Source organism: Ignavibacteriota bacterium (genome assembly GCA_016212665.1).
In the GTDB taxonomy this organism is placed as follows: domain Bacteria; phylum Bacteroidota; class Ignavibacteria; order UBA10030; family SZUA-254; genus FW602-bin19.
On sequence record JACREZ010000016.1, the window covers coordinates 73,530 to 100,430 of the forward strand.

17 protein-coding genes are annotated in these 26,901 nt (G+C 45.2%); 9 read left to right on the forward strand and 8 right to left on the reverse strand.

Going from position 1 to position 26,901, the window contains the following annotated elements; genetic code table 11:
- Positions 1-21 precede the first annotated feature (21 nt).
- The 9 genes from HY960_05195 (at position 22) to HY960_05235 (ending at position 19,257) form a co-directional block, all read left to right on the forward strand.
- Entirely contained in the window at positions 22-7,116 is a 7,095-nt protein-coding gene (locus HY960_05195) for a T9SS type A sorting domain-containing protein (GenBank protein ID MBI5215128.1), read from the forward strand.
- A gap of 155 nt (positions 7,117-7,271) precedes the next feature.
- The gene (locus HY960_05200; protein ID MBI5215129.1) at positions 7,272-8,183 is read left to right on the forward strand and encodes a hypothetical protein; all 912 of its coding nucleotides are present in this window, start codon (positions 7,272-7,274) and stop codon (positions 8,181-8,183) included.
- Between the two features lie 3 nt (positions 8,184-8,186).
- On the forward strand, positions 8,187-13,268 hold the full coding sequence (locus HY960_05205; protein MBI5215130.1) for a T9SS type A sorting domain-containing protein: 5,082 nt from the start codon (positions 8,187-8,189) through the stop codon (positions 13,266-13,268).
- Positions 13,269-13,353: 85 nt separating this feature from the next.
- On the forward strand, positions 13,354-14,904 hold the full coding sequence (gene guaA, locus HY960_05210; protein MBI5215131.1) for a glutamine-hydrolyzing GMP synthase: 1,551 nt from the start codon (positions 13,354-13,356) through the stop codon (positions 14,902-14,904).
- A 263-nt stretch (positions 14,905-15,167) separates the two neighbouring features.
- The gene (locus HY960_05215; GenBank protein MBI5215132.1) at positions 15,168-16,439 is read left to right on the forward strand and encodes a tyrosine--tRNA ligase; all 1,272 of its coding nucleotides are present in this window, start codon (positions 15,168-15,170) and stop codon (positions 16,437-16,439) included.
- Positions 16,440-17,411 (forward strand): hypothetical protein, encoded by a 972-nt coding sequence (locus HY960_05220; protein MBI5215133.1) that lies wholly within the window; start codon positions 16,440-16,442, stop codon positions 17,409-17,411.
- A 60-nt stretch (positions 17,412-17,471) separates the two neighbouring features.
- The gene (locus HY960_05225; GenBank protein MBI5215134.1) at positions 17,472-18,605 is read left to right on the forward strand and encodes a histidine kinase; all 1,134 of its coding nucleotides are present in this window, start codon (positions 17,472-17,474) and stop codon (positions 18,603-18,605) included.
- Positions 18,606-18,656: 51 nt separating this feature from the next.
- On the forward strand, positions 18,657-18,875 hold the full coding sequence (locus HY960_05230) for a DUF2007 domain-containing protein (protein MBI5215135.1): 219 nt from the start codon (positions 18,657-18,659) through the stop codon (positions 18,873-18,875).
- Positions 18,876-18,975: 100 nt separating this feature from the next.
- Entirely contained in the window at positions 18,976-19,257 is a 282-nt protein-coding gene (locus HY960_05235; GenBank protein ID MBI5215136.1) for a methylated-DNA--[protein]-cysteine S-methyltransferase, read from the forward strand.
- Positions 19,258-19,287: 30 nt separating this feature from the next.
- On the opposite strand, the gene HY960_05240 is transcribed toward HY960_05235, so the two are convergent.
- The 8 genes from HY960_05240 to HY960_05275 form a co-directional block, all read right to left on the reverse strand.
- Positions 19,288-20,727 (reverse strand): T9SS type A sorting domain-containing protein, encoded by a 1,440-nt coding sequence (locus HY960_05240; GenBank protein MBI5215137.1) that lies wholly within the window; start codon positions 20,725-20,727, stop codon positions 19,288-19,290.
- A gap of 25 nt (positions 20,728-20,752) precedes the next feature.
- A complete protein-coding gene (locus HY960_05245) occupies positions 20,753-21,934 on the reverse strand; it encodes a hypothetical protein (protein MBI5215138.1) in 1,182 nt (393 codons plus the stop codon).
- 206 nt (positions 21,935-22,140) lie between these two features.
- The gene (locus HY960_05250) at positions 22,141-22,470 is read right to left on the reverse strand and encodes a YbjQ family protein (protein ID MBI5215139.1); all 330 of its coding nucleotides are present in this window, start codon (positions 22,468-22,470) and stop codon (positions 22,141-22,143) included.
- Between the two features lie 189 nt (positions 22,471-22,659).
- Positions 22,660-22,953, reverse strand: a complete 294-nt coding sequence (locus HY960_05255) for a type II toxin-antitoxin system RelE/ParE family toxin (GenBank protein ID MBI5215140.1) — start codon at positions 22,951-22,953, stop codon at positions 22,660-22,662.
- Between the two features lie 6 nt (positions 22,954-22,959).
- On the reverse strand, positions 22,960-23,181 hold the full coding sequence (locus tag HY960_05260; protein MBI5215141.1) for an addiction module protein: 222 nt from the start codon (positions 23,179-23,181) through the stop codon (positions 22,960-22,962).
- Between the two features lie 52 nt (positions 23,182-23,233).
- Positions 23,234-23,623 (reverse strand): DUF393 domain-containing protein, encoded by a 390-nt coding sequence (locus HY960_05265; protein ID MBI5215142.1) that lies wholly within the window; start codon positions 23,621-23,623, stop codon positions 23,234-23,236.
- A gap of 45 nt (positions 23,624-23,668) precedes the next feature.
- Entirely contained in the window at positions 23,669-25,120 is a 1,452-nt protein-coding gene (locus tag HY960_05270; GenBank protein MBI5215143.1) for an APC family permease, read from the reverse strand.
- Positions 25,121-25,234: 114 nt separating this feature from the next.
- Positions 25,235-26,851: a PIG-L family deacetylase gene (locus HY960_05275; GenBank protein MBI5215144.1), complete on the reverse strand. Its 1,617-nt coding sequence runs from the start codon at positions 26,849-26,851 to the stop codon at positions 25,235-25,237.
- Between the last annotated feature and the right edge of the window lie 50 nt (positions 26,852-26,901).

The following is a 26,901-nucleotide window of genomic DNA, read 5'->3' on the forward strand; positions in this document are numbered from 1 at the left end:
AACTTCAAGACAGGAATCACTATGAAAAACAAGAATAAGTTTTTGCAGTGGATGAACGCTCGACTATTATTCGGTTCCTTACAGTGTTGTCTCGGATTCTTCCTGGTTCTCACCTTTCTTTTTCCAAGGAATTCGACTGCACAATTATGCGACCCGAAATTCAGCGTTTCCAATCCAACCATATCCAACGGCGGCGCAAGCAAGATGCTCAACGATGACTATCAACTCGCGCTTACCATCGGACAATTTGTAACAGACACGGCGCGAAACGGTACATCGAAAAGCATTGCCTATGGTTTTTGGGGAACCATGCGCACCGAACCGCAGCCGCCGAATATCCGTGCAAGCGACGGCGACTTCGTTGACCATGTCGAAGTGCTGTTCGAGATTGTCCGGGACCCCATCGGTCCTCCCGTTACGGGAGAGACGATGAACCTGTACAGGAACAATGTCTTTCTTGCAACGCTTCCTGTTACGCAAACCGGCTACTCCGACTACAACACACAGCCGGGATATTTGTACAACTATGAACTCGTCGTCACCAATCGTTACGGGGCAAGCCGCAGAGGGAGCGATGTCGGTTTTGTCAATCCGAACGGAATAGTGACGGGACGAATTCAAACATCAATCCTCAAACCGGTTGATGAAGTGGAAGTGCGATTGTCTCCCACGCTCGGTTCTTCGCTCGGCTTTAACGGAACGAGCGACAGGATAGTTCTCACCGACAGCGCATACAATAATCTTTCATCGGGGACGATTGAACTGTGGGTGTACCTCGGTGAATATCAAAGCGGAACGCTCATTGCCAAGCAACACAAAGGCGGAGCGGCAAGCGGCGTTCTCTCCATAGGAAGTTATGCGGATGTGAACGGACAATTGCAATCCGGGAACGAGGGCTTTCTCTATTTCCACGGACACAACGGTGTTCCCGCCGCGGCGACTGTGAGCAATCTGAAGCTGAATAAATGGACACACATCGCCGTTACTTTCTCCACAACTGAATGTCGCTTCTATATTAATGGCGGATTGAACAACGTGGTGAGCGGCAATTATTCCATTCCGGATGATGTGCAACCGCTCGACCAAACAATTGTCAGAACGAACATCGGAAACTGGGAAGGGAAGAATAATTATTTCAAAGGGTATATGGATGATTTCCGGATTTGGAATACTATCCGTCCGCAAAAGACGATTCAGCAAAACATGAAACGAACGATGGGCGGTGATGAAGGCGGATTAGTCGCGTACTGGAAATTTGATGAAGGCGCAGGAACGAAGGCGTATGATTTATCGGTGAACAGGAACAAAGGAGAAATCTGCGGCGGCACATTTTCTTCGTTGTTCAAAGCACCGATTTATACAAGCGCGCTTTCCGATACGAACGGAAATTATTCCATCAAAGGAATTAATTACGGAAACGGAACAACGTTCTCGGCAATTCCTTCTAAGGAAACAATCATCGGACGCGCATTAGACCTTGATGGAGTGGATGACGAACTTTCAGCTCCTCCTGTCGGCGACACAGGTTTTTCACGCGGAACAATTGAAGCATGGATTTACCTGAACAGCAACGACGACGAACCGATTATTAATCTCAGGGTAGATGATGCAGTGACGAAGGGAATATTTTCTGTTGTGAATGGAAAGTTGCAGTTTACTTCCCAAGCCGGAACGACTGCTGAAAACGCGGCGACGTTCACGATGCAGGAATGGCATCATGTCGCGGTAACGTTTGATGAAAACGGTGTGCAGTTTTACGTTGATGGAGAAACCGGCTCAACAGTGAGTGGAAATTTTTCAATTGACGGCTCGAAAGATTTGGGAACGTTCACGCGAATCGCTTCGCTCGGAACAAGGTTCTTCAATGGAAGAATGGATGAACTCCGCGTGTGGAATGTCGTTCGCACACAGCAACAAATTCAGGCGAACATGAACGCGCCCATCGAAGGGCAACTCGCGGAACTCATCGCGTATTGGAAACTGAATGAAGGAGGCGGCAATACCGCAAGCGATGAATCGTTCAATACATACACCGCAATCATCGAGAATGCAGATAGTACGGTCTGGACAGATGAAATTCCGATTGAAGAAAAATTCGCTCACACATTTGCACCGGAAAGCAGAAGCGTTGCTCTTTCCCCGTCAAGTTCGCTCGTGAACGGAATAGACTTCACGGATAACTCGACGCTTTCGTTCACCGGCTTTGTGAAGTATGAAGGAACGAATTGCTTCGCCGAAGGGGTGGAAATTCTTATGGACGGAATATCAACTTCGCCCCAAACGTTTACCGGGAAGGACGGAAAGTTTATTATCGAGTTTGAACCCGGCTCAACACACAAAATCTATCCGAGATATAAAGAGCATAATTTCCTGCCGGCGTTTCTTGAGGTGAAGAACATCAAGCAACCGATTTTCTACACGCGTCCGTTTCTCAATCTGGAAAAACGAACCATCGAAGGATTCGTTGCGGGCGGAACGTGTAAACTTCCTATCGGAGTTTCGGAAGTGGAGATTGTCAGTGTGAACGGATGCATCAATGCTGTCGTTCAGACTGACCCGTTGAGCGGATACTACGTTGCAGGGAACTTACCTCCCATCAATTACAATGTATTTGTGCATCATCCGAATCCGGCAATTGCGTTTGATGGTGAACAGGTAAGCGTCGTTGATAGCAACATGGCGCACGATTTCATTTACCGCGCGCCGCTGGAAGTTCGCATCGAAAATATTCCGACAAACAATTGCGGCATGAAAGCAATTGATGAAGGAAAGAAAAAACTTGTTACATACAAAGTGTTTGAAACGTATGTGAACGGAGCTGAAATCAATGAGTGTCCGTTGGCAAGCGGCTTGGTTATCGTCATTGATAATCTAGGAAACATTCTCCGCACCGATACGCTCGAAATCGTTGCGGGCATCGCGAAAGATACAATCAAAGGCGGTACGCCCAACATTCTCAGCGGCGGCGACCATCCATATCAGAAAAATTTACAGGTGATTGCCATAGACGAATTGAACCGTCAGGTCTCATCGGAAGAGTGGTTGTACGTGTTCGGGGATAAAGCGAGACCGAATTTCTTCACGACAAAAACACCGCAAATTCCACTCTGGATTCTCCACGACCCGCCGGGAGACGAGAGTTACAGTTTCCTCACGCAAGACCAAACGATGACGAGTTCAATTAGTTTTTCCGCCGGGCGGGAAGAACTAAATGGCGGGTATGCCTCTGTTCACCTGGGCCCGAAAATTACAACATCCATCGGATTTATAGCAGAAACGGAACTCGAAGTTCAGGTCATTGCCGATTTCAATACAACAATATCGAACTCAATTCGACAAACATCTTCCACCGAGCAAACGTGGACAATGACAACTTCACAAACATTTTCCACTTCCGATAACGATGCCATTGTTGGCGGCGGCGGTGATGTATTCGTTGGAGGTGCGATGAATATGTTGTATGGTATTGCCGATATTCTTTCGCTCGATTCATTATGTCAGCCCGTTCTTACGTCCGATGCGATATTTATTCCTCAGGATTTTGCCACGACGTACATCTATACAGAAAGTCATATTCTGAACACGGTGATTCCTTCTCTGTATTTCCTTGGCGATACAACTTCCGCGCGGATGTGGGAGAAGGTCCTTCAAAATAATAACAACGCGAAAGCACAAGCACAGTTCATCAGGAACATCTCGTTCAGCGCGGGCGCGCCGTATGATAATTCGGAAATGACGGAACGTTCGATTACGCAAACGCTCGAAATGGAAATGAATTTCAATGAAGAATATGCCGTCGCGCTGGGATTCAAAATCAATGAAGTCGGAGTTGAAGGCGGTTACAACTGTGCAATTCAAACAACAACCGGTTCTTCTCAGTCTTCGTCTCAATCGAATGTGCAAACAACCGGCTATCATCTGGGCGATGATGATGCGGGAGATTATTTCACTGTGAACGTGAAGAAAGACCCAATTTATGGAACGCCGGTCTTTCAAGCGGTCTCCGGAGCGAGCAGTTGTCCGTGGGAAGAAAACACAGTGCCGCGTGAAGGAGTGGCAATCAATGTTTCGCCCAACATGCAAATCAATGTTCCTCCGGATGAACCTGCTGTCTTTACATTATCACTCGGCAACACAAGTCCGACAGGTGAAGATGCAACGTATAACATCAAAGTTGTTCAGGCAAGTAATCCTGATGGAGCGGTGATCGCGGTGAACGGAGTTATCATTGAGGATTTCCTCGCGATTGATATTCCTGCCGGAATGCAAGTACCGGTGACGATGACGGTGATGCGAGGTCCGGTTGAGTATAATTATGACGGATTGGAAATCATGCTCACCTCTGCGTGCGATGAACAAATCTTCGCAATGTCATCGTTCTCTGTCCACTACGAAGTGCCATGCAGTGAAGTGCAAATGGCGGCGCCGACAAACAACTGGTTGGTGACTTCCGAGAATCCTGATTCCATCTATGTAACGTTGAATGGATACGACAGGTTGAATCCTGATTTTCAGGACATTCGTTTTCAATATCGTATCGTTCCAAGTGCGTTGAATACATTTGGCGTGTTGATGGACGGAAACAAACTGATGATCAATCCCGATTTGTATGAGAAAGTTGGAACGCCGATCAAACCACCAAAAGAAAATATTGTTCAGAGCGATGGAACAATTACCGGGCTGTTAGATAATCCGTGGATAAACGCACGGGTAATTCCGAAAGCCGAACTGCCGACTGACCAAAACTATATGACATTTATCTGGGTTGTTACGCCCGATGTTGTCATGGATGGCGTGTATGAAATCAGGGCAATCTCGACCTGCTTTGCTCAGTCAATCAACGGCTCGTCTGCAATTATTCGCGGGCGCATTGACAGAACTCCGCCATCGCTTCTCGGCTCGACAGAACCTGTGGATGGTGTTCTTGGTCCCGATGACCAAATCATCGCTCGCTTCAATGAGAACATTGATTGCGCTGCATTGCATCCGTTGTTGAATGTTCATCTCATCAATTCAGGAACGGGCTTGGAGATTGATAAGACGATTAGTTGTCTCAATAACACAGTCATCGTCACACCGAATGTCCAAAATCGTTTCCTCGAAAATCAAGTGTTGAAATTATCCTTCACCGATGATGGAAGTTCGCCCGCGTCTGCCGTTCGTGATGTGTATGGAAATCGCATTCCGAATTCACTCAATTATGAATTCTACGTTGATAGAAATTCGATGCGATGGAGCGACCCGACATTCCAAACGATTGCAAACGAAGGGCAACCGATTACTTTCACGCGGCAAATCCTGAACATCGGAACATTCGCACAAAGTTATACGCTTGATGGTCTTCCATCATGGTTGACGGCAACTCCGGTGAACGCAATCATTCCCGCCGGATTCACACAGGAAGTAACGTTTACTATCAGCCCGCAACTGACAGGCGGTTTCTACAAAGACACAATCTTTGCAAGCACGGCAAACGGCGAAGAAGATTTATTGCTCAACTTCAGATTGCTCTGTGCGACGCCTGCGTGGTCAGTCAATCATGCGAATTATCAGTACTCGATGAATGTTGATGCACGGTTGTTTGTTGATGGAGAAGTATCAACGGACGGATACGATATGGTTGCGGCATTTGTCGGAAGCGAAGTACGCGGCGTTGGAAATGTTGCGTATGTTCCCGCTGCTACTGACTCGGAAAAATATCAGGTGTTCCTGACAATCTACAGTAATACAACACAGGGGGAACAACTCACATTCAAAGTGTGGGATGCTTCTACTTGTCGCGAACTGGGATTTGTCGAAGAAGCATATTCATTTTTGGCAGATGCGGTGTATGGGAGACCGGACAATCCGGTTCGGCTCACGGCGACAAGTCAGGTTGCTCAAAAACTTCCGTTGAATCAGGGATGGACGTGGTTCTCTCTCAATCTTCAGGCATCGAACATGGGAGTGAATTCACTGCTCAATTCCGTTGCGCCGACAACGAACGACATCATCAAAAGTCAAACATCGTTCAGTCAGTACGCGCAAGGGTTGGGTTGGGTCGGTACGTTGAGTACGCTCAATACGAAATCCATGTATCAGGCGAAACTCTCGGCGGCAGATACGATTGACTACATCGGTTATCCTTTGAATCTGTTCGCAAGCACTATTCCCGTTGTGCAAGGATGGAACTGGATTGCGTATCAACCGCAGACCGGTTACGAAGTCAATCATGCGCTGTCGCAACTGCATCCGCTCAATGGAAATCTGATTAAGAGTCAGACAGCGTACGCGATGTATGTCGCGGGGTATGGTTGGGTTGGAAGTCTTACGTTCATGAGCCCGAAGCAGGGATTCCTGTACAAGTCGTTGAATGCTGATTCATTGATGTATCCTCCGCCGGCTGTTGCTTCGAAAATTTCTCCTCAACAATCGGAGAAAGAATTTGTTCCGCTTGCAATGAACGGCTGGACATACGACCCGTATCAATTCCAGTTCAATATGCCGGTGACCGGTGTTGTGCAAAAAGATGAAACGGAAATTTCTGATAATGAAGACCTTGTTGGTGCGTTTGTGAACGGAGAGTGCCGCGGCGTTGCACAAGCGTTGTACATCGAACCGATGAACAAACATATGTTCTTCATGCTTGTGTACAGCAATATTTCATCGGGCGAAACAATCGAGTTCCGCTTCCTTGATGCGAGCAACGGAACTACCTACGCACTGGCAGAAGAACTTCCGTTCTCGCAGGATGGAATGGTTGGAACGGTGAGTTCTCCGTTTGTCTGGAAAGTATCTCATCCGCTTGCTGTTAGTAACGGGAAAGAATTGCCATCGGAATTCGGACTGAGTCAGAACTATCCCAATCCATTTAACCCGACGACAGTTATCAGTTATCAGTTACCGGTTGATTCGTGGGTGACGCTGAAAGTGTATAACGTGCTTGGCGAGGAAGTTGCGACGCTTGTTGACGGGTTACAGGTTGCAGGTTACCGGTATCATGAATGGAATGCGACGAGTAGTAACGGACAGCCGCTTCCGTCGGGAATATATTTCTATAAGATGACTGCCGGGGGTCTTTCGAATACGTTCACTCCAACATATTCGGAAACAAGGAAACTTATGTTATTGAGGTAGAAAAGAGAATTCATCGGGGCGGTGGGTTATACAACTCACTGCCCCGTTTGATAACTACATGCTACTACCGAGAAAAATACATAGTTTCATGTATTGAAATATCGTCTAAAATTGGGTAAAATTGGACGTTATAAATCGCCTCAATCATTTTTTATATGAATAAAACTTCTTCGCGTTTTTCTCTCTTGTTGCTGTTCGGGCTTTTGTTCCTCCTGTTCAGTCAGGAATTGTTGGCGCAGCCACCCTCGTGGTCGGTTGAGCCGGCTAACTTTCAGTACAACGCGAATGTCACGGCGATTTTTTTGTTGGATGATATCGTGAATGAAGATACGGCGAATGTGCTCGGCGCATTTGTGAGCAATGAAGTGCGGGGCGTTGCCCGAATCCTGTTCTCCGGCGGAGGGTGGAAATATTTTCTTACCGTCTATTCGAATGCTCTCAGTGGGGACACAGTGACGTTTCAAATGTATGTTGCTTCGCTCGATTCGATTCTCACTATCAAAGAAAAAATCAGATTCTTATCCGATTCGCTCTACGGCGACCCGGTCAATCCGGTGCAGTTACATGGCTCGGCATTGCCTGAACAAAGTTCGCTCTTCCTGCTATTACAAAAAGGATGGAACCTTGTTTCCGTTCCGCTTACAGTAAGTTCGTACTTGAAAACATCGCTCTTTCCCACTTCATCCTCCGATGCGTTTTTCTATTTGAATGGCTATCAACCGAAAACTACCTTGAAAAACGGAGAAGGATATTGGCTGAAGTTTGATGCTGATACATCGGGCAGCGCGCAAACAATTCAGTTGCAAGGGTATCCGAGAAGTTCAGACACGGTTAGTGTTTTCTCAGGTTGGAATATCATTGGTTCAATATCTCAATCTGTTTTATCCACACAAGTCGGGACGGTAAATACGACAATCACGTCACCGTTTTATGGTTTTAGTTCCGGCTACCAACAAGCCGAAACAATTCAACCCGGAAAAAGTTATTGGGTGAAGGTTTCTCAGGAGGGGAAACTTGTTCTGAGTTTAACGACAACCTCAATGCAGGTTAGTTCACAAGAAAGGTAATGTATGATGAAAGTATTGATTCAAACACAATTATTTTTTCTCATTCTCACATCGGTGTTTGCATTTGCGAACCCGCCCGATTGGTCGGTGAATCCGTCGAACTTCCAGTTTAACAGTACGGTGACGGGCGTGTTGTACGTGAACGATACGCTATCGCAAAGCGGAAATGTCGTCGGTGCGTTTGTCGGAAATGATGTGCGTGGTGTTGCAACACCGATTCGGGTCGGCGATTCGTGGATGTATTTCATGACGCTCTATTCGAACGCGGCAAGCGGTGAGACGGTTACCTTCAAAGCATACGTTGCTCATGCTGATATTATTGCCGATGCAAATGAAACGGTTCCGTTCGTTGCAAACTCGATTACCGGTTCGCCTGCGAGTCCGTTTGAGTGGCATGTCTATTTCAATTACGACTTCGCCCCGGTGTTGAGCGGAATCCCTGACCAAACAATTGAAGTCGGCGGGAGTTTTACAACGTTCGACCTCGATGATTATTTGACAACTCATGACAGCGATGACATACTGTGGAGTTATTCAGGTAACAATCAGTTTACAGTTTCTATAACACCGAATCACGTTGTTACCGTAACAGCGCCAAATGGATTTACCGGAAGCGAATCTCTCATCTTCACGGCAACTGACAACACCGCACATCAATATGCAGATTCGGACACTGCGGTGTTTACCGTTTTGCCGTTGGATATTCCGCCGCAGGTGAACGACATTCCGAATCAAACGATTGGACTTGGCGGCGCGTTCAATCAATTCGACCTTGATAATTATCTCACGCTTTCTGACGCAGGCGATGTAACGTGGAGTTATCAATTTCAAACAAGCATTGTCGGAACACCCGCTCCGACGTGGTCGGTCAATCCGTCTGCATTTCAATTTTCGATGAACATGACAGTGCGTGTTACCTCGCGCGGCAGTTCTGTTTCAGGTACAAATCATATCCTTGCAGGATTTTCCGGCAACGATGTTCGTGGAGTTACGCAGAGCGTATCGGTTGGTGACGGATATCTTTTCTTTTTGACATTATATGCAAACACTGAGGGGGAAGATATTTCCTTCCGGTTGTATGATGCGGCGACACAGGAAATTCTTCCTGTGTTTGAGAACGTGAATTTTTTACCGAATGCAGTCGTGGGTGAACCTGCAAATCCGTACCCGCTCTCAGCAGGAAATATTCTTCTCACGCTGGATGGCAACAATAATATCATAGCAACAGTCGTTGACCCAAATTGGGTGGGAAGCGAACAAGTTCTCTTTACCGCAACGGATGTCGGAACGCTTCACTCATATTCGGATTCGGATGCGATGACCTTCACGGTGATGAACGACCACACTCCGTTGGTAAGCGGTATCGCAAACCAAACAATCGAACAAGGAGAATCTTTCGCTTCGTTTGACCTTGATGATTATTTGTCAGAAAGCGATGGGGAGACCGTGACGTGGAGTGTCACCGGAAATACAAATCTTCAGATTTCCATCAATGGAAATAATCAGGTAACAGTTTCATCGAACAATGCAAACTGGTATGGAAGTGAAACGTTGATTTTCAAAGTGCAGGATGATTCTGCCAATGCATTCTTTGATACTGATACTGCAACATTCACCATCGAACCGCTTGACCACGCCCCGAACATCACGAACATTCCGAATCAGACCATCGGTTTGTTCGGTTCATTCCTTCCGTTCGATTTGGATTTCTATTTGCAGGAACAGGACGGCGATGAAGTTGAGTGGTCATTCGATTTTGTTACCAACCCGCGTGGATTCTCTTCGCCGACGTGGAGTATTAATCCTGCACAGTACCAATTTTCGATGAACATTACAGCGGAAATTGTCTCGCGCAATCAGACAGTGACGAATGGAAATTATGTTCTCGGCGCGTTCGTTGGGAACGAACTGCGTGGTGTAACAGAAGCGGTGCAGGCAGGAAGTACGTGGCTGTTTTTTTTGACAACATATTCGAACACAAATGGCGAGAATGTACATTTCAAATTATATGATGCCGCGTTGCAGGATGTTCTTCCGGTGAAAGAAGAAGTGACGTTCACGCCGAACGGTGTCGTAGGAGAACCGTTAGTGCCGTACCAAATGAGAGCGGGTAATATTTTGCTTTCGATGAATGCGTCAAACGAAATTACTTTTGAAATCGTGGACACACTCTGGACAGGAAGTGAAATGGTTCAGTTTACCGTGAGGGATGCACATCGTTCTCATCATTATACCGATGCGGATTTTGCAACGTACTCAATTCTGCCGGACCACTCACCGGTCGTTAGCGGAATTCCTGACCAGACAACTGAGCAAGGGCGTCCCTTTGCTTTGTTTGACCTTGATGATTACCTGCAGAAATTTGACGGAGATTCAGTTACATGGGGTGTAGGGTTCAGCACGAATTATTCGGTGAACATTAACGCTAACAATCAGGTAACAATTACGCCGCGTAACGCTCACTGGATAGGAAATGAGCCGCTTGTTTTTCAGGTGCGCGATGTTACAACGAACAGACTCTCTGACGTTGATACTGCTCTGTTTACAATTATTCCGTTTGACCATCGCCCGGTGATTTCAACTTCACTTTCTCAGGAAATCACCCCCTCGATGAACTTCACTTCGTTCGACCTCGATAATTTTTTAACTGAGATGGATGGGGATAACGTAACATGGAACTATTCATTCAAACCACCCGCACAGACAGACACGCCACCTTCATGGAATATCGTTCCGAGTAATTTTCAATATTCGATGACAATCACCGGAAGTGTTCGTTCACTCAGCAAAGTTCCTGCAAGCGCGGACAATCTTCTCGCTGTGTTTTCGGGGAACGAACTGCGCGGAGTTACTTCGCCGATGCAAGTAGGTGACTTGTGGTTATATTTCCTTACAGTGTACGCGAACACAGAAGGGGAACAACTTCGATTTCAATTTTATGATGCTACAACACAACGACTCCTGCCCGTCAAAGAATCGTTGCAATTTGTTTCCAACGCAGTGGTTGGCGCTCCGCTCACACCATTTCAAATCAACGCAGGATACATTCTTGCAACAATGAACGACGACAACGTTGTGAGTGTTGAGCGTACATTACCTGACTGGCTTGGAACCGAGTCACTTATTTTTGTCGCACAGGATGTCAGCACGATGCACGAATACACCGACACGTCGCTTGCGAACTTTACCGTAGTGTTGGATGCGTTCGGCAATTCTCAAACGAATCTCCTGTTTGGTGATATTCCGGTGACAACCACAAAAGCGGAAACACTTACCGTCGTCAACCAGGGAGTTGATGCACTTGAAATTTCTTCGGTGAGTGTTGATAATCCGGAATATGTTGTTACTCCAACAAACGCAACCGTTCCGTTTGGCGGGAGCGCACAGTTTATTGTTCGGTTTACTCCCACATCATCCGGACCGAAACCCGGCAACCTGACGTTCATTCATGATGCATACCGTTCTCCTCGAGTTCTTACGTTGACGGGAAGCGGACAATATCTCAACATCGTTGCAACGAAATACGGAAACGGCGACCTCACTCCGGTCGGAACGAGTGTTATCAGTTATTCCGGCGCGCAAGCGTATTCGGTCTCGCCGCATCACGGTCATCGTATTGACAGCGTAGTTGTTGACGGAACGAATCTCGGTGAGTTGACTGAGTACGAATTTTCTAATGTCATTGCACATCATTCCATCTCTGCATATTTCTCTTTGATACCGGCATACGGTGTCATGTATCGTACTGCAACTGCGTACGACTGGGCAACGCCTGTTGACCAGCGCGGATTGCGCCGTGCAATCAACAGGAGATATGACAAGGTTTTGTTTGAGTTTGATTTGACGGCTGATCAAACGAGACAACTACGATTAGAATTTAACATGAACGTACAGGCAGTCATCACGAAGGGAACAACTGTGCGTGATACTCTCATAGCGTTTACAGGAAAAATATATACAGGGAATTTGTCTGCTCTTATATCACAAGGTCAGACAATTCATATCACCGGTATCGGTGAGTTCGGCAGATTTATTACAAGCAAGTATGCATGGTCATCGAATGTTCTCAAACCGATTTTACGCCAGCAGTACAAACGGTTACAGTTGGGAATTCCGTTACCGAACTTGCACAACGTCGGGAAAGAAATGTTCGGTGTCGGACAGAAAAAAGGAGCATTCCCGGCAGGGTTACGGATTGGAATTGTTCAGGGACCAAGAGGCGGTGGTTCGGTTGTACACATGAAGTACGGAGATGTCATTAAGTCATTTGGAACTCAAACGGACACAGGATTGCTCCTTCATACAGAAGGACCACGATGTTTCAATGTTTTTGCGTCCGGTGATTCAATGACCAACCGGGAACGGAAACTCCCGCCAACGAAACAGAACAACAAACTTTTTGCAGAAGCATTGGCGCTGAAACTGAATATGGTTGCAAGTGCGACCGGAAAAATGCCGGTCGGGTTGGGTGAACTGACATTCAATGATACATCCGATGCAACCAATCTGTTCAACGGCTTTATGGTAAAACAGATTGTCGCCAAAGCAGATACGATGTTAAGTTGCTTGCCGCTTGCCGATGCAACGACAACGCTTGATGATATGTATGACGCAGTTGTTGCAATCAATAATTCTTTCCGTACGGATGGAAGGCTTGATACAATTAGTTTTGCAAAGACTACCCGCCTCACCGGTGTGAAGCGACTTGTTGATGTCTTGTACATGCACTCGACTCCGGGAGTTGCGACAAACATGTTGTTCATTGAAGATGAACTTGCCGAAGACGAAGAAGATGTGCCGGAATCATTTGCGTTATATCAGAACTATCCGAATCCGTTTAACCCGACGACGAATTTCGGATTTCGGATTGCCAATTTAGGATTGGTGTCATTGAGAGTGTATAGCTTACTTGGACAGGAAGTGGCAACATTGCTGAAGGATGAAGAAATGGAGGAGGGGGAATATGAAATTTCGTTCGACGCTATCAATCTTCCGAGCGGTGTTTATTTCTATCGCATTGATGTTGTTGGACAGGATGGAAGTCAATCCTGTTCTGATGTTAAACGGATGACATTGATAAAATAACTCAAATTCATTTGTAACGTTGAAGCCGGTTCCCGAAAGGAATCGGCTTTTGTTTTTCAAATCACACAAGTTTTCTCTATCTTCACTGCGCATGATTCACTCAGAAACAATTCTTGTCCTCGATTTTGGCTCTCAATATTCTCAGTTGATAGCACGCCGAATCAGGGAACTTGGTGTATATTCAGAACTTCAGCCGTTTAACATTTCAGTAGAAAAAATCAAACAACTGAAGCCGAACGGCATAATTCTTTCCGGCGGACCTTCAAGCGTGTATGAAGAAAACGCCCCGCATTGCTCGCCAGAAATATTCCGCATGGGGATTCCGATGTTGGGAATTTGCTATGGCTTACAGATGATTGCGTATCAACTCGGCGGCGAAGTTGACCCGTCTGCGAAACGGGAATATGGTCGGGCGGAAGTTATGTTTGATGATGCTACGGATTTGTTTGCAGGAATTGATGGAAACAAAACAACCGTATGGATGAGTCACGGCGATCACCTGACGAAATTGCCAAGCGGATTTGAACGCATCGCTCACTCGAACAATTCTCCCATCTGTGCGATTCGGAATAACGTGAAAAAGATTTTTGGAGTACAGTTTCATCCCGAAGTTATCCACACGGAGAGAGGAAAAGAGATTCTCGGGAATTTCCTTTTCAACATTTGTGAGTGTAAAGGAAATTGGAATGCCGGTTCATTCATCGAAAAGGAGAAAGAAGAAATCCGTTTATCTGTAGGGAATCAGAATGTTATCTGTGCCCTCAGCGGTGGCGTAGATTCTTCGGTGCTTGCAGTGCTGTTGCATGAAGCAATCGGCGACCAACTCTATTGCATCCACATCAATAACGGGTTGATGCGGAAAGAAGAAAGCGAATACGTCGTGAAACTGTATCGCGACACGTACCATTTCAATCTTGATTATGTTGATGCATCTGAAATATTTCTCGGCAAGTTACAAGGCGTGACCGACCCGGAACAGAAGCGAAAAATTATCGGGAACACGTTCATCGAAATATTTGATAATGAAGCACATAAAATCGGTAACGTTGGTTTTCTCGCGCAAGGCACGTTGTATCCCGATGTCATCGAATCAACCGCGTTTCGGGGACCATCGCACAAAATAAAAACGCATCATAACGTCGGCGGATTGCCGGAACGGATGAACCTGAAACTCATCGAACCGTTCAGAGAATTGTTCAAAGATGAAGTGCGCTCAGTCGGGCGAACGCTTGGAATGCCGGAGGAGTTGATTATTCGACATGCATTTCCCGGTCCCGGACTCGCCGTTCGCATCATCGGTGACGTCACGAAAGAAAAATGTAATTTGCTGAGAGAAGCCGATGCAATTTTTGTGAACGAAATTCACAAAGCAGGAATGTATGAATCGTTGTGGCAGGCGTTTGTGGTTCTGCTTCCTGTGCAAACCGTTGGAGTTATGGGGGACCAACGCACGTACGAGAATGTTGCCGCGCTTCGTGCTGTGACAAGTCAGGATGGAATGACTGCCGATTGGGCGCCTCTGCCGCACGAATTACTCGCGAAAGTTTCCAGCCGCATCGTGAATGAAGTCCGCGGAATCAATCGCGTTGTGTATGATATAAGTTCGAAGCCGCCCTCGACGATTGAGTGGGAATGATTTTTTTGATTTGCAAGGGTGCAGGGTGTAGAGTGCGCGGGCGAAATTATTGAGATATGCGATGTGGGATATGAGCGGTGAGCCATGAGCGCTGAGCAGTGATAAATGAAGCAATCACTATTCACAATTTACAATAACGCAATGAAGACTACCTGCAACAAATGACTAATGACGATTGACAAATGACTTCACACAAAGTACCAAGTACAAAGAACTAAGTACGAACAAAAGACGATTGACAAATGACAAATGACAACAAAAGAATAACATTTTTTGAAGAACTGAAATGGCGCGGATTGATACACTCTTTCTCGCAAGGCGTGGAAGAACATCTCGCGAAAGGAAATGTAACCGGCTACATCGGATTTGACCCGACGGCTTCGTCCCTGCATGTCGGTTCGCTGTTGCCGATTATGGGACTCGTTCATCTTCAACGATGCGGACACACACCGATTGCCATCGCAGGCGGTGGCACGGGAATGATTGGCGACCCAAGCGGGAAAACGCAGGAACGAAAACTTCTCACAAAGGAAGACATCGAAGCAAATCTCGAAGGTATCAAGAAACAACTTGCAAAGTTTTTGGATTTCGATGCAAAAGAAAATCCCGCGAAGTTGGTGAACAACGCCGACTGGTTGACAAAACTGAACATGGTGGATTTCCTTCGTGACATTGGGAAACATTTTTCCATCAATGAAATGCTCGCGAAAGATTCGGTGAAGAATCGCATCGAAAAAGAACAGGGAATGTCATTCACGGAGTTTTGCTACTCGCTCCTTCAGTCATACGATTTTCTTGAATTGTTCGACAGGTACAAATGCACATTGCAAATGGGTGGTAGCGACCAATGGGGAAATATCATTTCCGGATTTGATTTGATTCGGAAATTGCGCGGCGGCGACGCACATGGAATTGTGTTTCCGCTGATTACCACTTCAACAGGAACAAAGTTCGGTAAGACAGAAAGCGGAACAGTCTGGCTCGATGCGGAACGAACCTCGCCCTACAAGTTTTATCAGTTCTGGTTCAACACGGATGATAAAGATGTAGTAAAATATTTGAAGTTTTTCACACTTCTCGGTACCGAACAAATTGAATCGCTTGAATCTTCCATGCAATCCGCCCCGGAAAAACGTGAAGCGCAAAGTACGCTTGCTCAGGAAGTAACAAAATTGGTTCATGATAAGAACGCACTTGCCCAAGCGTTAAAAGCATCAAAGATTTTCTTCGGCGGAGAAATAACAGACGTAAGCGATGCCGAACTGGTGGACATCTTCAGTGATGTTCCATCGGTGGAAATCCCGAAGAGTCAATTCGAAGGAGAAGGGATGGCGTTGGTGGATGTCCTTGTGCAGGCGCAGGTAGCAAAGTCAAAAGGAGATGCGCGCCGTGCAATTGACCAAGGGGGAATTTACATCAATAACATTCGCACGAGCGGCGTGACGCAGAAAGTGGGAATGAACGAGGCAGTTCATGGAAAGTTTGTTGTTCTCCGAAAAGGTGGAAAAAATTATTTTTTGGTGAAAGTGGTTTAAATGATAATTCACCGCGGATTATACAGATTAATCGCGGATACGTCACGGATAAAATTAGGCTGGTTCAGTGTAAATCAGTGTAGTTTCCGTGTCATCTGTGGTTACATTATTTTACTTTGCTTGATAGCAGCGATTACTAAAGCGCAGCCGCTTCCTTCGACGGATATTTATCTTGCAAACATCTCAACCCAAGACTCACACCTCATAATAGATAACCCAATAAACGTCACGAATCGAAACGGCTACGATAACCAGCCCTCATTTCTCGGTCCAAAGTTATTGTTGTTTACTGCAATCTATGAAGATGAGCAAGCGGATATTTATACGTATAATATACAACATCGCTACATTACGAGATTAGCTCTGACGGAAGAGAGTGAATATTCACCAACTCCAATGCCTACAAGAGGATATTTCTCTGTCGTCCGGGTTGAGAAAGACTCGACACAAAGGTTGTGGAATTTTAATCCTGTGAATAGTACTCCCAATCTGATTCTCAAGACAATCAAGCCTGTCGGTTATCATTGCTGGATTGATAGCCATCGTGTGGCATTGTTTATTCTCGGTACACCGAATACATTACAGATCGTTGAACTTCAAACAGAGAAAGCAACAATACTCGATACGAACATCGGTCGTTCGCTCCATAAAATTCCCGGGAAAGAAGCGTTCAGTTATGTGAAGAAATGGAACGACTCAACGTGGTTCATTATTGAATATGATGTACAAACGAAAGAAATCAAACCCATCATTCAAACGTTGAGGGGGAGCGAAGATTATGTTTGGACTCCAAACGGTGAAATTCTCATGGGACGACAATCAAATTTATTTTGCTTCAAGCCTGAAACGGATTCGACATGGAGTGAGGTTGCAGATTTTTCAAAATTTGGTATCATGGACATCAAACGTCTCGCCGTTAGTCCCGATGGAAAAAGAATTGCAATCGTTGCAAATGATGCGGTGAAAAAGTAACTTCACTTCCATCGAACAATCGAATAATACTACACCATTTCAAATACTATCCGGAACTGTATGAAAACGAAATTCACGTGCTTCATCATTCTCTTTGTTCTTGTACTCACATCATGTCTGGCGCAGCCCGTCAGAATTACAATCAATGTCATAGCACCGTCTTCAACTCCAAAAGACGCAACGATTTTTATTGCAGGGAACGAACCAAAACTCGGCGATTGGGATCCGGGTAAAGTGAGCATGAAACAACTCTACGATTCACTCTGGACAACAGAACTAACTTTTCCGAAAGGATTATTCTTGGAATTCAAAATCACTCGCGGTTCATGGAACAACCAGGCAATGTATAAGCAAGGAGAAGTTCCGCCGAATACTCAGGCAACGCTGAACAACGACACGACGATTACGCTTCATCCAACGATGTGGAGCGATGAGGGGGAGAAAACCGGAGGCGGAGTTCTCGGAACCGTAACATATCATAAAAAATTACAAGGCGATGGATTGAAATACGAACGTGATGTGATTGTTTGGCTTCCCCCGTCGTATGAATCTGATACGTCAAAACGTTATCCGGTCTTGTACATGCACGACGGTCAAAATATTGTTGACCCGAACACATCGTTCATTGGCTACGACTGGCATGTGGATGAAGTTGCTGAGAGTTTAATCAAATTCAACAAGATGAAAGAAATTATTGTCGTTGGAATTTACAACTCGCCCGACCGTCGTGAAGAATACGCTCAAACGGAATTGGGTGAAGCATATCAAAAATTTATTGTCACGAAACTCAAGCCGATGATTGATGCGGAATACCGGACATTATCGGACAGAGAAAACACCGGAGTGATGGGTTCTTCGATGGGCGGACTGGCTTCGTTCCTTCTCGTGTGGAATTATCCTGAAGTATTTTCGATGGCGGGATGTCTTTCACCGGCATTTCCTGAAGAATCTATTAGTGGAGTAGAGCAATACAATGGAAACGAGAAAAATATCCGGCTGTACATTGATAACGGGGGAGTCGGCTTGGAAAAAGAACTTCAAATCGGATGCGACTTGATGCTTCCTGTTCTGCGAAAAAAAGGATTCAAGGACGGAAAAAATCTTGAATGGTTTCTTGATGAAAAGGCGGAACACAACGAGCGTGCGTGGGCAGCGCGGTTGTGGCGGCCGTTAATGTTCATGTTCGGCAGATAATCATTCACTTGGAATTATTATTATTATTGCACTTGCCCAGATGATTAGAATATGGTAAAGATTCGAAATTTCTCCGATGCGTTTGTTGCAGGGTTCGCGAAAGAAATACTTGAGTCTGAAACAATTCCTGTTTTGTTGAAAACTGATGGAAGGGGAACTGCGTGGGGAGAAGGGTATCCGCCAATGCACGCCGTTTATGAAGTATTTGTTGATGAAGAGTCGGCAGAAAAAGCGACTGAAATTTTGAAAGCATATCTTGGGGAAGAGTAACCGATACTAATCTTTTAAGCGCCGAATCTTCATTCGTGAATTGAGATTATAGAAATTGAAAAGTAGAAAAATATCAACGTCGTACAGTATAGTTTGGAAGATGGTGGAAAAAATTCCAAAAGGAAAAGTGGCAACCTATGGGCAGATTGCATCGTTCTGCGGATTGCCGGGACAGGCACGATTTGTCGGCTACGCACTTCATAATACTCCTTTCGGTGTAGAGATTCCATGGCATCGTGTTGTCAATGCACAAGGAAGAATTTCGTTCCCGAAAGAGTCCGTCAGTTACAAACGCCAAAAAGAACTATTGAAGAAAGAAGGGATTCTTATTATAAAAGAAAAGATTGATTTGGAATTGTATCGGTGGATACGGATGAAGTAAATCTCCCGTTCTCAAATCGTGTATCTGAAATTATTTAAGAAGTATCATCCGTTTCGTTTGAACGGATGATTCTGTTTGAAGTTGATAGAAATACACGCCCGCAGGAAACTTGTCCGCATCCCACCTCACCGAATATTCTCCCGCCGGTTTTTGTTCGTTGAGTAACACATCAATCTTCCTTCCCAAGAGATCGAATACGCTGAGTATAACAAATTCGAAATTGGCGATTCGAAATCCGAAATTCGTTGACGGGTTAAACGGATTGGGATAATTTTGTAACAGTGTCGTTTGCATCGGGATGGCTGGAGTTTCGGAGATTCCAAGCGCAGAGCCGGGAAAGAAAAATTCCAGAGCATCATCAATATGCGCGCGCCAATTCCCCCAACTGTGCCCTTCGTGATATTCATTGTACTGATATTCATATCCTTTTGATTGCAAAATCGGGATGAAGTTTCGTACCATCGGAACGAGAATATCAATATCGTACGTTCCAATGTCGAGATAGAGTTTCAAATCTAATGTTGCGCTATTCTGAAATCCGGAAGATAACGAACTGCCGATGTAACTTGATTGCGGTGCGGTATTTCCGAAAACATTCGGATAATTGAACGCGAGATACAGCGAGATATTTCCACCGTACGATGCCCCCATCACGGCGCGACTTGCCGGAGATTTTCTTGTTCGGTACCGGGAATCAATGTACGGCATTAATTCATTGATGATGAACGATGAGAATTGTGTTGTCTGGTTGCCGGCATATTCCGGTGTTCTGTTTACCGGAGGAACGAAGACCGCAATGATTGGTTGGATACGGTTTTGTGCGAGCAGATAATCAATCACTCTGTTCGCGTACGCGAACGAAACATATTCAAGCCCGTCGTGAAAAAGAATTATAGGGAAACTATCGCTTGAAGATTCGTAATTTGGTGGTAGATAGACTCTGACAGTTCTGGAATTATTAAGAATTGTACTGTGAAATGTTGTGTCTCGGAGAGTCCCATGCGCTATGTCAGAATAATATTGAATTTCCGGTGGTGAAACATACTGTGGCATACGCAGTTCAGAATTTCCATATCCTCCCGGCGCTCGGTTGGGATTTCGCGAGTCGGCTAACCAAGTACTTCCGTTCGCAAAGAACTTGTAATCTAAACGTGCATCGGATTCAAACTTCTTTGTAAGGTACCACAAATCAGTTGTAGAAAGTTTCAGCATAGAATATGAACTTGTGTCCCAGCCGTTCATATCACCAGGGATTTTTATTCTGTTAACGCTTCCCCGATAAATAAAATGCACCGTCGTATCATTTTCATAAAAGGGAAGTTGCGGATGTGCCGTCATGAAACTATCAACGATCGCAGTGCGTTCGTTGTATTGCGCGGCATTCACACGGTTGATGAAATCCTGAAATGTTTGGGAAAAAGAGCAGGGGGTAACAAGGATGATAAGAATCGCGATGTTGTAATAGTTCATGGGAAACTGTCAAGTTATAAGAAACTTATTTTCCCCACATAGGACTATGACCGTTACAAACGGTTGTGATTGATGTTCCGTCAAGCGTCATCAGTTGTATCAGGGATGTTCCTTGAATATCACGCTCCGAAAACAAGAGCAGTGTTTGCGATGGCGAAAGTTTTGGCTTGACATATTCAGGAGATTGATTCCGCTGTTCATGAAGTAATGTCTCATCCATTGTTAGCGGGTTGAGCGAAAACATTTTGTAGTAAATATCTTCATGCAAGATGGCGTGCTTTGCAGGGTTGTTTCCTTCAACAAACACCAGTTCGTTGTTCGGAAGCCACTCAAGTGCGTAAATCGTACCAACGCTTCTGTACGTTGCCCGTCTTCCGTTTGCAATAGTATAAATGAAAATTCTTTTTCCTTCGGAGAAGGAGACAAATGTTTCGTCAAGTGACCAAGAGACAATATCAACACAATCATTAAAGTTGATACCAAGTACTTCCTCGAATTCCCGGAGCGCGAACGTTTCCTGTGTCGTCAGGTTGATTAACCCGATTCCTTGTTCCTGAACGAATAACAGCCACTCTTCTGAAGGTGAAACGGAAAATCGTTTAATACCTTCGATGACTCCCAATCGTTTTTGCTTACCGTCTGTGTAGCATTTATAAATTGTATCGGACGAAGAATAAAAAAAACTATTATCGAAAATTGACCATTGCAAAGAAGGCGCGACGCGGGAATGACCGTTGCACGGGAGTTGTGTTTTTGTTTCAAAAACTTTTTCTCCGGTTTTGATATCAAGAACATAAAAATATTTTTCGGAACTGCTGAGAGGGCTATCATCCGGCGGATGTTGTTCTTCAACGATGAGAAAACTTCCATCGGCGCTGAGGGATGGTTGCAGTGCAGTTGATTCATCGAAGAGAGGTGCGATGAAATTGCTTTGTGTTGTGAAGAGTGAAGTTGAAAGTGGCTCTGTACATTTTCGTGAAAGGAAACTGCCGCCGTTCGAGGGTGATTCGCCATCACGGTAAAATATTGTCGTCGTTATATCTTCGTTCGGGATGTCAATAATGACGGGTTTAACGGAAGCGCAGGAAAAGAATACAAAGCATAGCGCTGAAAGAAAAATTATCAGATGAAGCGAAGTATTCATCGTTGAAACCGTTTGTTCGATTGGTGTTGTGTGTTGTTTACCGGCTATCGTATTGTTCATCATGGTTGCTCCTATAGATGATGGTAATAAATATTGTTTTAGAAAAAGATACTTCGATACGATGAAGAATATTCATGGTACGAAAGCAAAACTATCGCGTATGTTTGAAACAACCATTCGATTGAGGTGAAGATTCATTTCAATACATACGCCGTTTGTAAGAATCTAATCAAATCAAGATTCTTCTGCAAGATAATTAACAAAAGATATTATACAGGTTCGACTACAACCGCAGTTCCGTAACACAGAACTTCCGTCACGCCGCTCATCATTTCTGTTGTATCGTAGCGGACACCGATGAGAGCGTTTGCACCGATTTGCTGTGCGTGAAGCACCATCATCTCGAATGCTTCTTCGCGGGATTTCTCGCACAGTTCTGTGAAGAGAGAAATATTTCCACCGACGAGGGTTTGAAACGACGCGCCGATCGTCCCGAAGATGGAACGGGAACGAACGGTAATTCCCCGAACGACGCCAAGTTGTTTGAGGATACGGTACCCTTCGAACGTGAACGTGGTTGTCGTCATCGGGTGGCGCATAAGCGATTCTTTCATCGTCCGTTGCTGTTCTTCGGGGGAAAGTTTGTTGAAACACTCAAAGCAGATATTCTCTGTTTTAAGGTAATACCGTGATGGAAATTGTTTGCCGCATTTACTACAAGTAAGCATATAACTTTTTTAAGTTGTTGAGAAAAAGGAATTAACAAGGAAAGAACGAAGGGATGATAATCATTTCACTCGGGATTTCCATCGCATTGGATTTCTGTGCGAATGAAAAATAGCAAGTACTTGAATCTCCCTTGCCTCAATTTGATAAATAATAATGAACGGGAATCGTCTGATAACTGTTTTACGTGCCTCTCGATGACACCGTGGATATAAATGAGGGTCTCGTTTAATCCGTTGTAACGCCTCGTCAATACACAGCATGAATTCTGTATCGAGACCATTACGTTGTTGTCCGTACCATCGTGCGGCTTCCTGAAATTCCGTTTCAGCATCAGGATGGAACCGAAGCGTCATTTGAGACTATCTCTTATTGAGAAACTCCGACTTGATTTCTTCCCACGTTCGTCCTTGAGTCGGATTTTCCTTCAACGACTCGATTCTTCTGTCGAGTTCGTCATGTTGGCCCTGCGTCAATTCGAACGATTGGTTCTCCTGAGCGATGCTATCCCAAATTTCTTCAACGATGAGTAACCGCTCCGGAATGCTGAGTTTCTTTATTTCTTCTGTTACATTTGCTGACATGGATAAATTTCGATTATTGTTTTGCTAATGTTACAAATCTTGGGGCTGAAAATCAAATATCATTTGCTATAGACAATACTGAGCACTTTCGAGAGAGTTTAAATCGGTTCCTTGCAACCACCCTATAACCCCAATCAAACAAAGAACGAAACAACGGCAATACAGAAAGAAGATACACCGGAAATGTCCACCAAGTTTTCCTCAGTGTATAACGGTACACGTTTGCTCCTTCAATGAGAGTTCCGTCGTTCAATAGTAAGCGGACGTCTTGCAGTAGTTCAGTTTCGGTGAGGTTTAGTTTTTCTTTCACCCATTGTTCTTGTAACGGTGCAATCTCAATTCCCTTTTTTATCAGCAACTTTTTCAAACCAAGTACACCGCGACTGCATACACCGCAGGAGGCATCGTATAGAAGAGTACCGTTTGTAGTAATTGATTTCATCGCTCTAACTTTTTCGCTCAAAAATACAAAACCATCCAACGGAAATCAAACTTGTGTTAATTTCTGTCCCTTTTTTCTCCACAATCGAATCAAATACAAAACCACTCCCAGAACAAGCAGTACAAATGCATATTTGATTTCTTTTTCAAAATTATTTCTCATCACCAGAACATAAACAAATCCTGCAAAAGCAATCACTGCGGGGAGGGGATAGAGCCACATTCGGAACGGGCGGGGCATATCGGGCTTGCGTGAGCGGAGAACAATCACACCGGCAATCTGTGCAAGAAACTGAATGATGATGCGGATGACAACTAACGCAGCAATCACATCTGCCAGACGGAAGAGGCAGAAAAAGAGTGCGACAAATCCCAGCACAAGCAGGGAAACATTCGGGAAGCGGTGCTCAGGATGAACGCGTGTGAACGGCTTGAAGTAATCTCCTTCGAGCGCGGCGGCGTAGGGAACGCGTGAGTAACCGAGCAACAACGAAAAGACAGAAGCGAACGCCGTCAGCATGATGAGAACAGTTGCAAGCGAGCCAGCCCAATCACCGTAGAGCCGCTCCATGAAGACGGAAATGATGAACCGACGTGCATCCGAATTTGCCGTTTCACTCAGTTCCTGCCACGGAATGACGCCGAGAATGCTGATGTTCATGACAATATAAATTGCCGCAACGGCAAGAATCGAATACAAAATTGCGCGGGGAATAACTCTTCCCGGTTCTTTCACTTCGCCGGCGAAAAAGCAAACGTTGTAGTATCCCCAATAATCATAAATCGCAATGAGCATCGCGGCGCCGAGTCCATTGAAGAACGCGGAGTCAAGTGTAAATGCGTTCGGAGGAAAATCAAACGCACGTGCGCTGTTGAAATGCGTGACGCCCGCGAAAATAATCCATGCGATGGTGAGCATGACTGCCACCCAAAGATACTCGGAGATTTTTCCGATGATGTTGATTTTTCTATAGAGAAGAATGACGGCGAGCAGGCACGTTCCCATTGCAACGAACGTTCCGGGAGAAAGAACGATGCTGAATTTGAACAAACTCAGAAGCGGAAGAGCAAGTTCAATATCGTGCTGAAAGAGCGTTGTGCCGAGCGATGGAAAGAGATAACTTGCGTACAGCGAAAGTCCGATGCAACCGGATGCAATCGAAAGCGGCGCACTGAATGTTAGTTGCCAGATAAACAGGAACGACATTAGTTTGCCCCCTTTGTCGGGATTGTAGATTTCTTTCAGGTAGCGGTACGAGCCGCCGGAATTCGGCATTGCCGCGCCAAGTTCCGCCCAGACAAGTCCGTCGCAAATAACAAGCAACGCGCCGACAATCCAGCCGAGCATCGCTTGCGGTCCGCCCATCGCCGCGATGATAAGCGGAATGGTAATGAACGGTCCGACGCCAATCATGTCAATCATGTTCAGCGCGGTTGCGCTTGGAAGCGTTACACCGCGGATGAGTTGATGTTTTTCTGTTTCCTGTTGTTGAGTCATGATTTTCTTTGTGTGCTTCGCGTCTTCTTTCGCGTACTTAGCGGTAAGGATTTTTTAACCGCCCAACGGGTCGTAGACAAAGTACACGAAGGAGACGCTAAGGTCGCGAAGTATTTACTTTCCTTTTTGAAGTGAAAGAAGGTTGAAGAACAATTTCATGGCGCCTTCATTCATGTTTCGTAACTGACGGTACAACGCAAGCGAGCAATACGTGTACGTTCCTTTTCCATATCGGGCAAACAGGAGAGATGTTGAAGGTTGTTGTTCCTCTGTATCGCTCATTGAAAGTAAACGTTCGTAGCGTGAAGATGTTTTTGTTGTGTCATCGCTCGGGAGATAAATGTTTCGCTCCTGAGTCCATCCGCTACAATCACTCTCAGATATCTTATTAGGTGAATTGAATACTTCATGCTCAGGCTTGAGGATGGAGACAACAGCATTTTCTTCAGTAACACGTTCACTTGTCAGCGTAATCGGATAGGGAGCGAAATTCTTTCCGTTCCAATCGTTTGGTTTATGATAGAAGCAAATCAGATTTCCTCCGTCGTTGACGTACGAAAGCAATCGGTTGTTGTAAACGACGGCATCCGGACGGTACTCGTATGTTCGCAAATCAAGCAGGATAACAGAGTACTTACTCAAATCATCAGAGGCAAGATGATTTGAATCAAGCAACTCGTAGTTGATGTTGAACAACGAAAGTGTTTGCTCTACACTATTGTCATACGTCTTTACTAATCCGACAACAATATGTTCTGCATGTTGCGCTGTAACTTCATTTGTTGTTCTTGGTTTGATTTCAGGAAGCTGTATCTGAGGAAACGGAAATTGAGTGAGTGGAGGAATTTGTTTTTTCGTTGATGATATCCCTGAAAATAAATCCAAAGAATCAAAAGGAAATCGTTCTTCTTCCCGGACAAGATAATACTTGTGCTGACGGAAAAACGGTGACATTGAGTCAAGTGTAATCTTGTCCATCCCTTGTGAGCGATGCTTGTTGAGTGAGTTCAACGCAATCTGCTCAATGGTTTCTCCGGTTGCATTGCGTTCACTGACATCAATTGTTACCAATGAATCGGTTGGGGCATTTCCGCGATTCAGAAATCTGAAAAATAATTTTTTCGCTTGCCAGAGGGTGACATCATCGTTCAACTGCTCCGGATGAAACAGAGGGTCGGCCGCTTTTTCAAATGCTTCATACGCGGAGATTCCAACCACCTGGTGATTGCCATGTTGACGGTTCGGCTTGGTTGTAATCGTATCATGGTTCGTTATGATAACATCAGGTTTCAATGCTCGAATAAGATAGACAAGTCGTGCCAGTACGCTATCTTTGCTTCTCCACATCGAAAAAGTTTCTTTAGCAGTTTTGGAAAATCCGAAATCTGGGAAACCAAGAAAGAAAACATCGCTTTCGATAATTTTTACAGCCTCAAGCGTTTCTTTCGTTCGTAACACTCCTAACTCTTCTCCCAACTCCGAGCCGATTTCATTTTGTCCTCCCTCACCGCGTGTGAAAAAGATGCTGTATGTTTTCACACCTTTTATTTTTGAATAATACGCGAGGGTTGCACCGTCTTCATCATCGGGGTGAGCGGAGAGGGAGAGAAGTGTGAGAGTGGGAGAGTTGCTTTGTGCAAAGGTTTGCCAGGAACAAAACAGGCAAAGAAAAAGAACGTGGGCAACAATTCTACCTTTGTTCTGAATATCAATGAGAATAGGAGCGACCATGATGGGAACCAATTTACCGAATCCAATCCTGATTGTCAACAGTCCAAATT

Excerpts from the sequence above, each read along its gene's own strand:
- HY960_05195 (MBI5215128.1), top strand. The coding sequence starts at position 22 with ATGAAAAACAAGAATAAGTTTTTGCAGTGGATGAACGCTCGACTATTA.
- HY960_05200 (MBI5215129.1), top strand. The coding sequence starts at position 7,272 with ATGAATAAAACTTCTTCGCGTTTTTCTCTCTTGTTGCTGTTCGGGCTT.
- HY960_05205 (MBI5215130.1), top strand. The coding sequence starts at position 8,187 with ATGATGAAAGTATTGATTCAAACACAATTATTTTTTCTCATTCTCACA.
- HY960_05220 (MBI5215133.1), top strand. The coding sequence starts at position 16,440 with ATGATAATTCACCGCGGATTATACAGATTAATCGCGGATACGTCACGG.
- HY960_05225 (MBI5215134.1), top strand. The coding sequence starts at position 17,472 with ATGAAAACGAAATTCACGTGCTTCATCATTCTCTTTGTTCTTGTACTC.
- HY960_05230 (MBI5215135.1), top strand. The coding sequence starts at position 18,657 with ATGGTAAAGATTCGAAATTTCTCCGATGCGTTTGTTGCAGGGTTCGCG.
- HY960_05235 (MBI5215136.1), top strand. The coding sequence starts at position 18,976 with ATGGTGGAAAAAATTCCAAAAGGAAAAGTGGCAACCTATGGGCAGATT.
- HY960_05240 (MBI5215137.1), bottom strand. The coding sequence starts at position 20,727 with ATGAACTATTACAACATCGCGATTCTTATCATCCTTGTTACCCCCTGC.
- HY960_05245 (MBI5215138.1), bottom strand. The coding sequence starts at position 21,934 with ATGATGAACAATACGATAGCCGGTAAACAACACACAACACCAATCGAA.
- HY960_05250 (MBI5215139.1), bottom strand. The coding sequence starts at position 22,470 with ATGCGCCACCCGATGACGACAACCACGTTCACGTTCGAAGGGTACCGT.
- HY960_05255 (MBI5215140.1), bottom strand. The coding sequence starts at position 22,953 with ATGACGCTTCGGTTCCATCCTGATGCTGAAACGGAATTTCAGGAAGCC.
- HY960_05260 (MBI5215141.1), bottom strand. The coding sequence starts at position 23,181 with ATGTCAGCAAATGTAACAGAAGAAATAAAGAAACTCAGCATTCCGGAG.
- HY960_05265 (MBI5215142.1), bottom strand. The coding sequence starts at position 23,623 with ATGAAATCAATTACTACAAACGGTACTCTTCTATACGATGCCTCCTGC.
- HY960_05270 (MBI5215143.1), bottom strand. The coding sequence starts at position 25,120 with ATGACTCAACAACAGGAAACAGAAAAACATCAACTCATCCGCGGTGTA.
- HY960_05275 (MBI5215144.1), bottom strand. The coding sequence starts at position 26,851 with ATGGTCGCTCCTATTCTCATTGATATTCAGAACAAAGGTAGAATTGTT.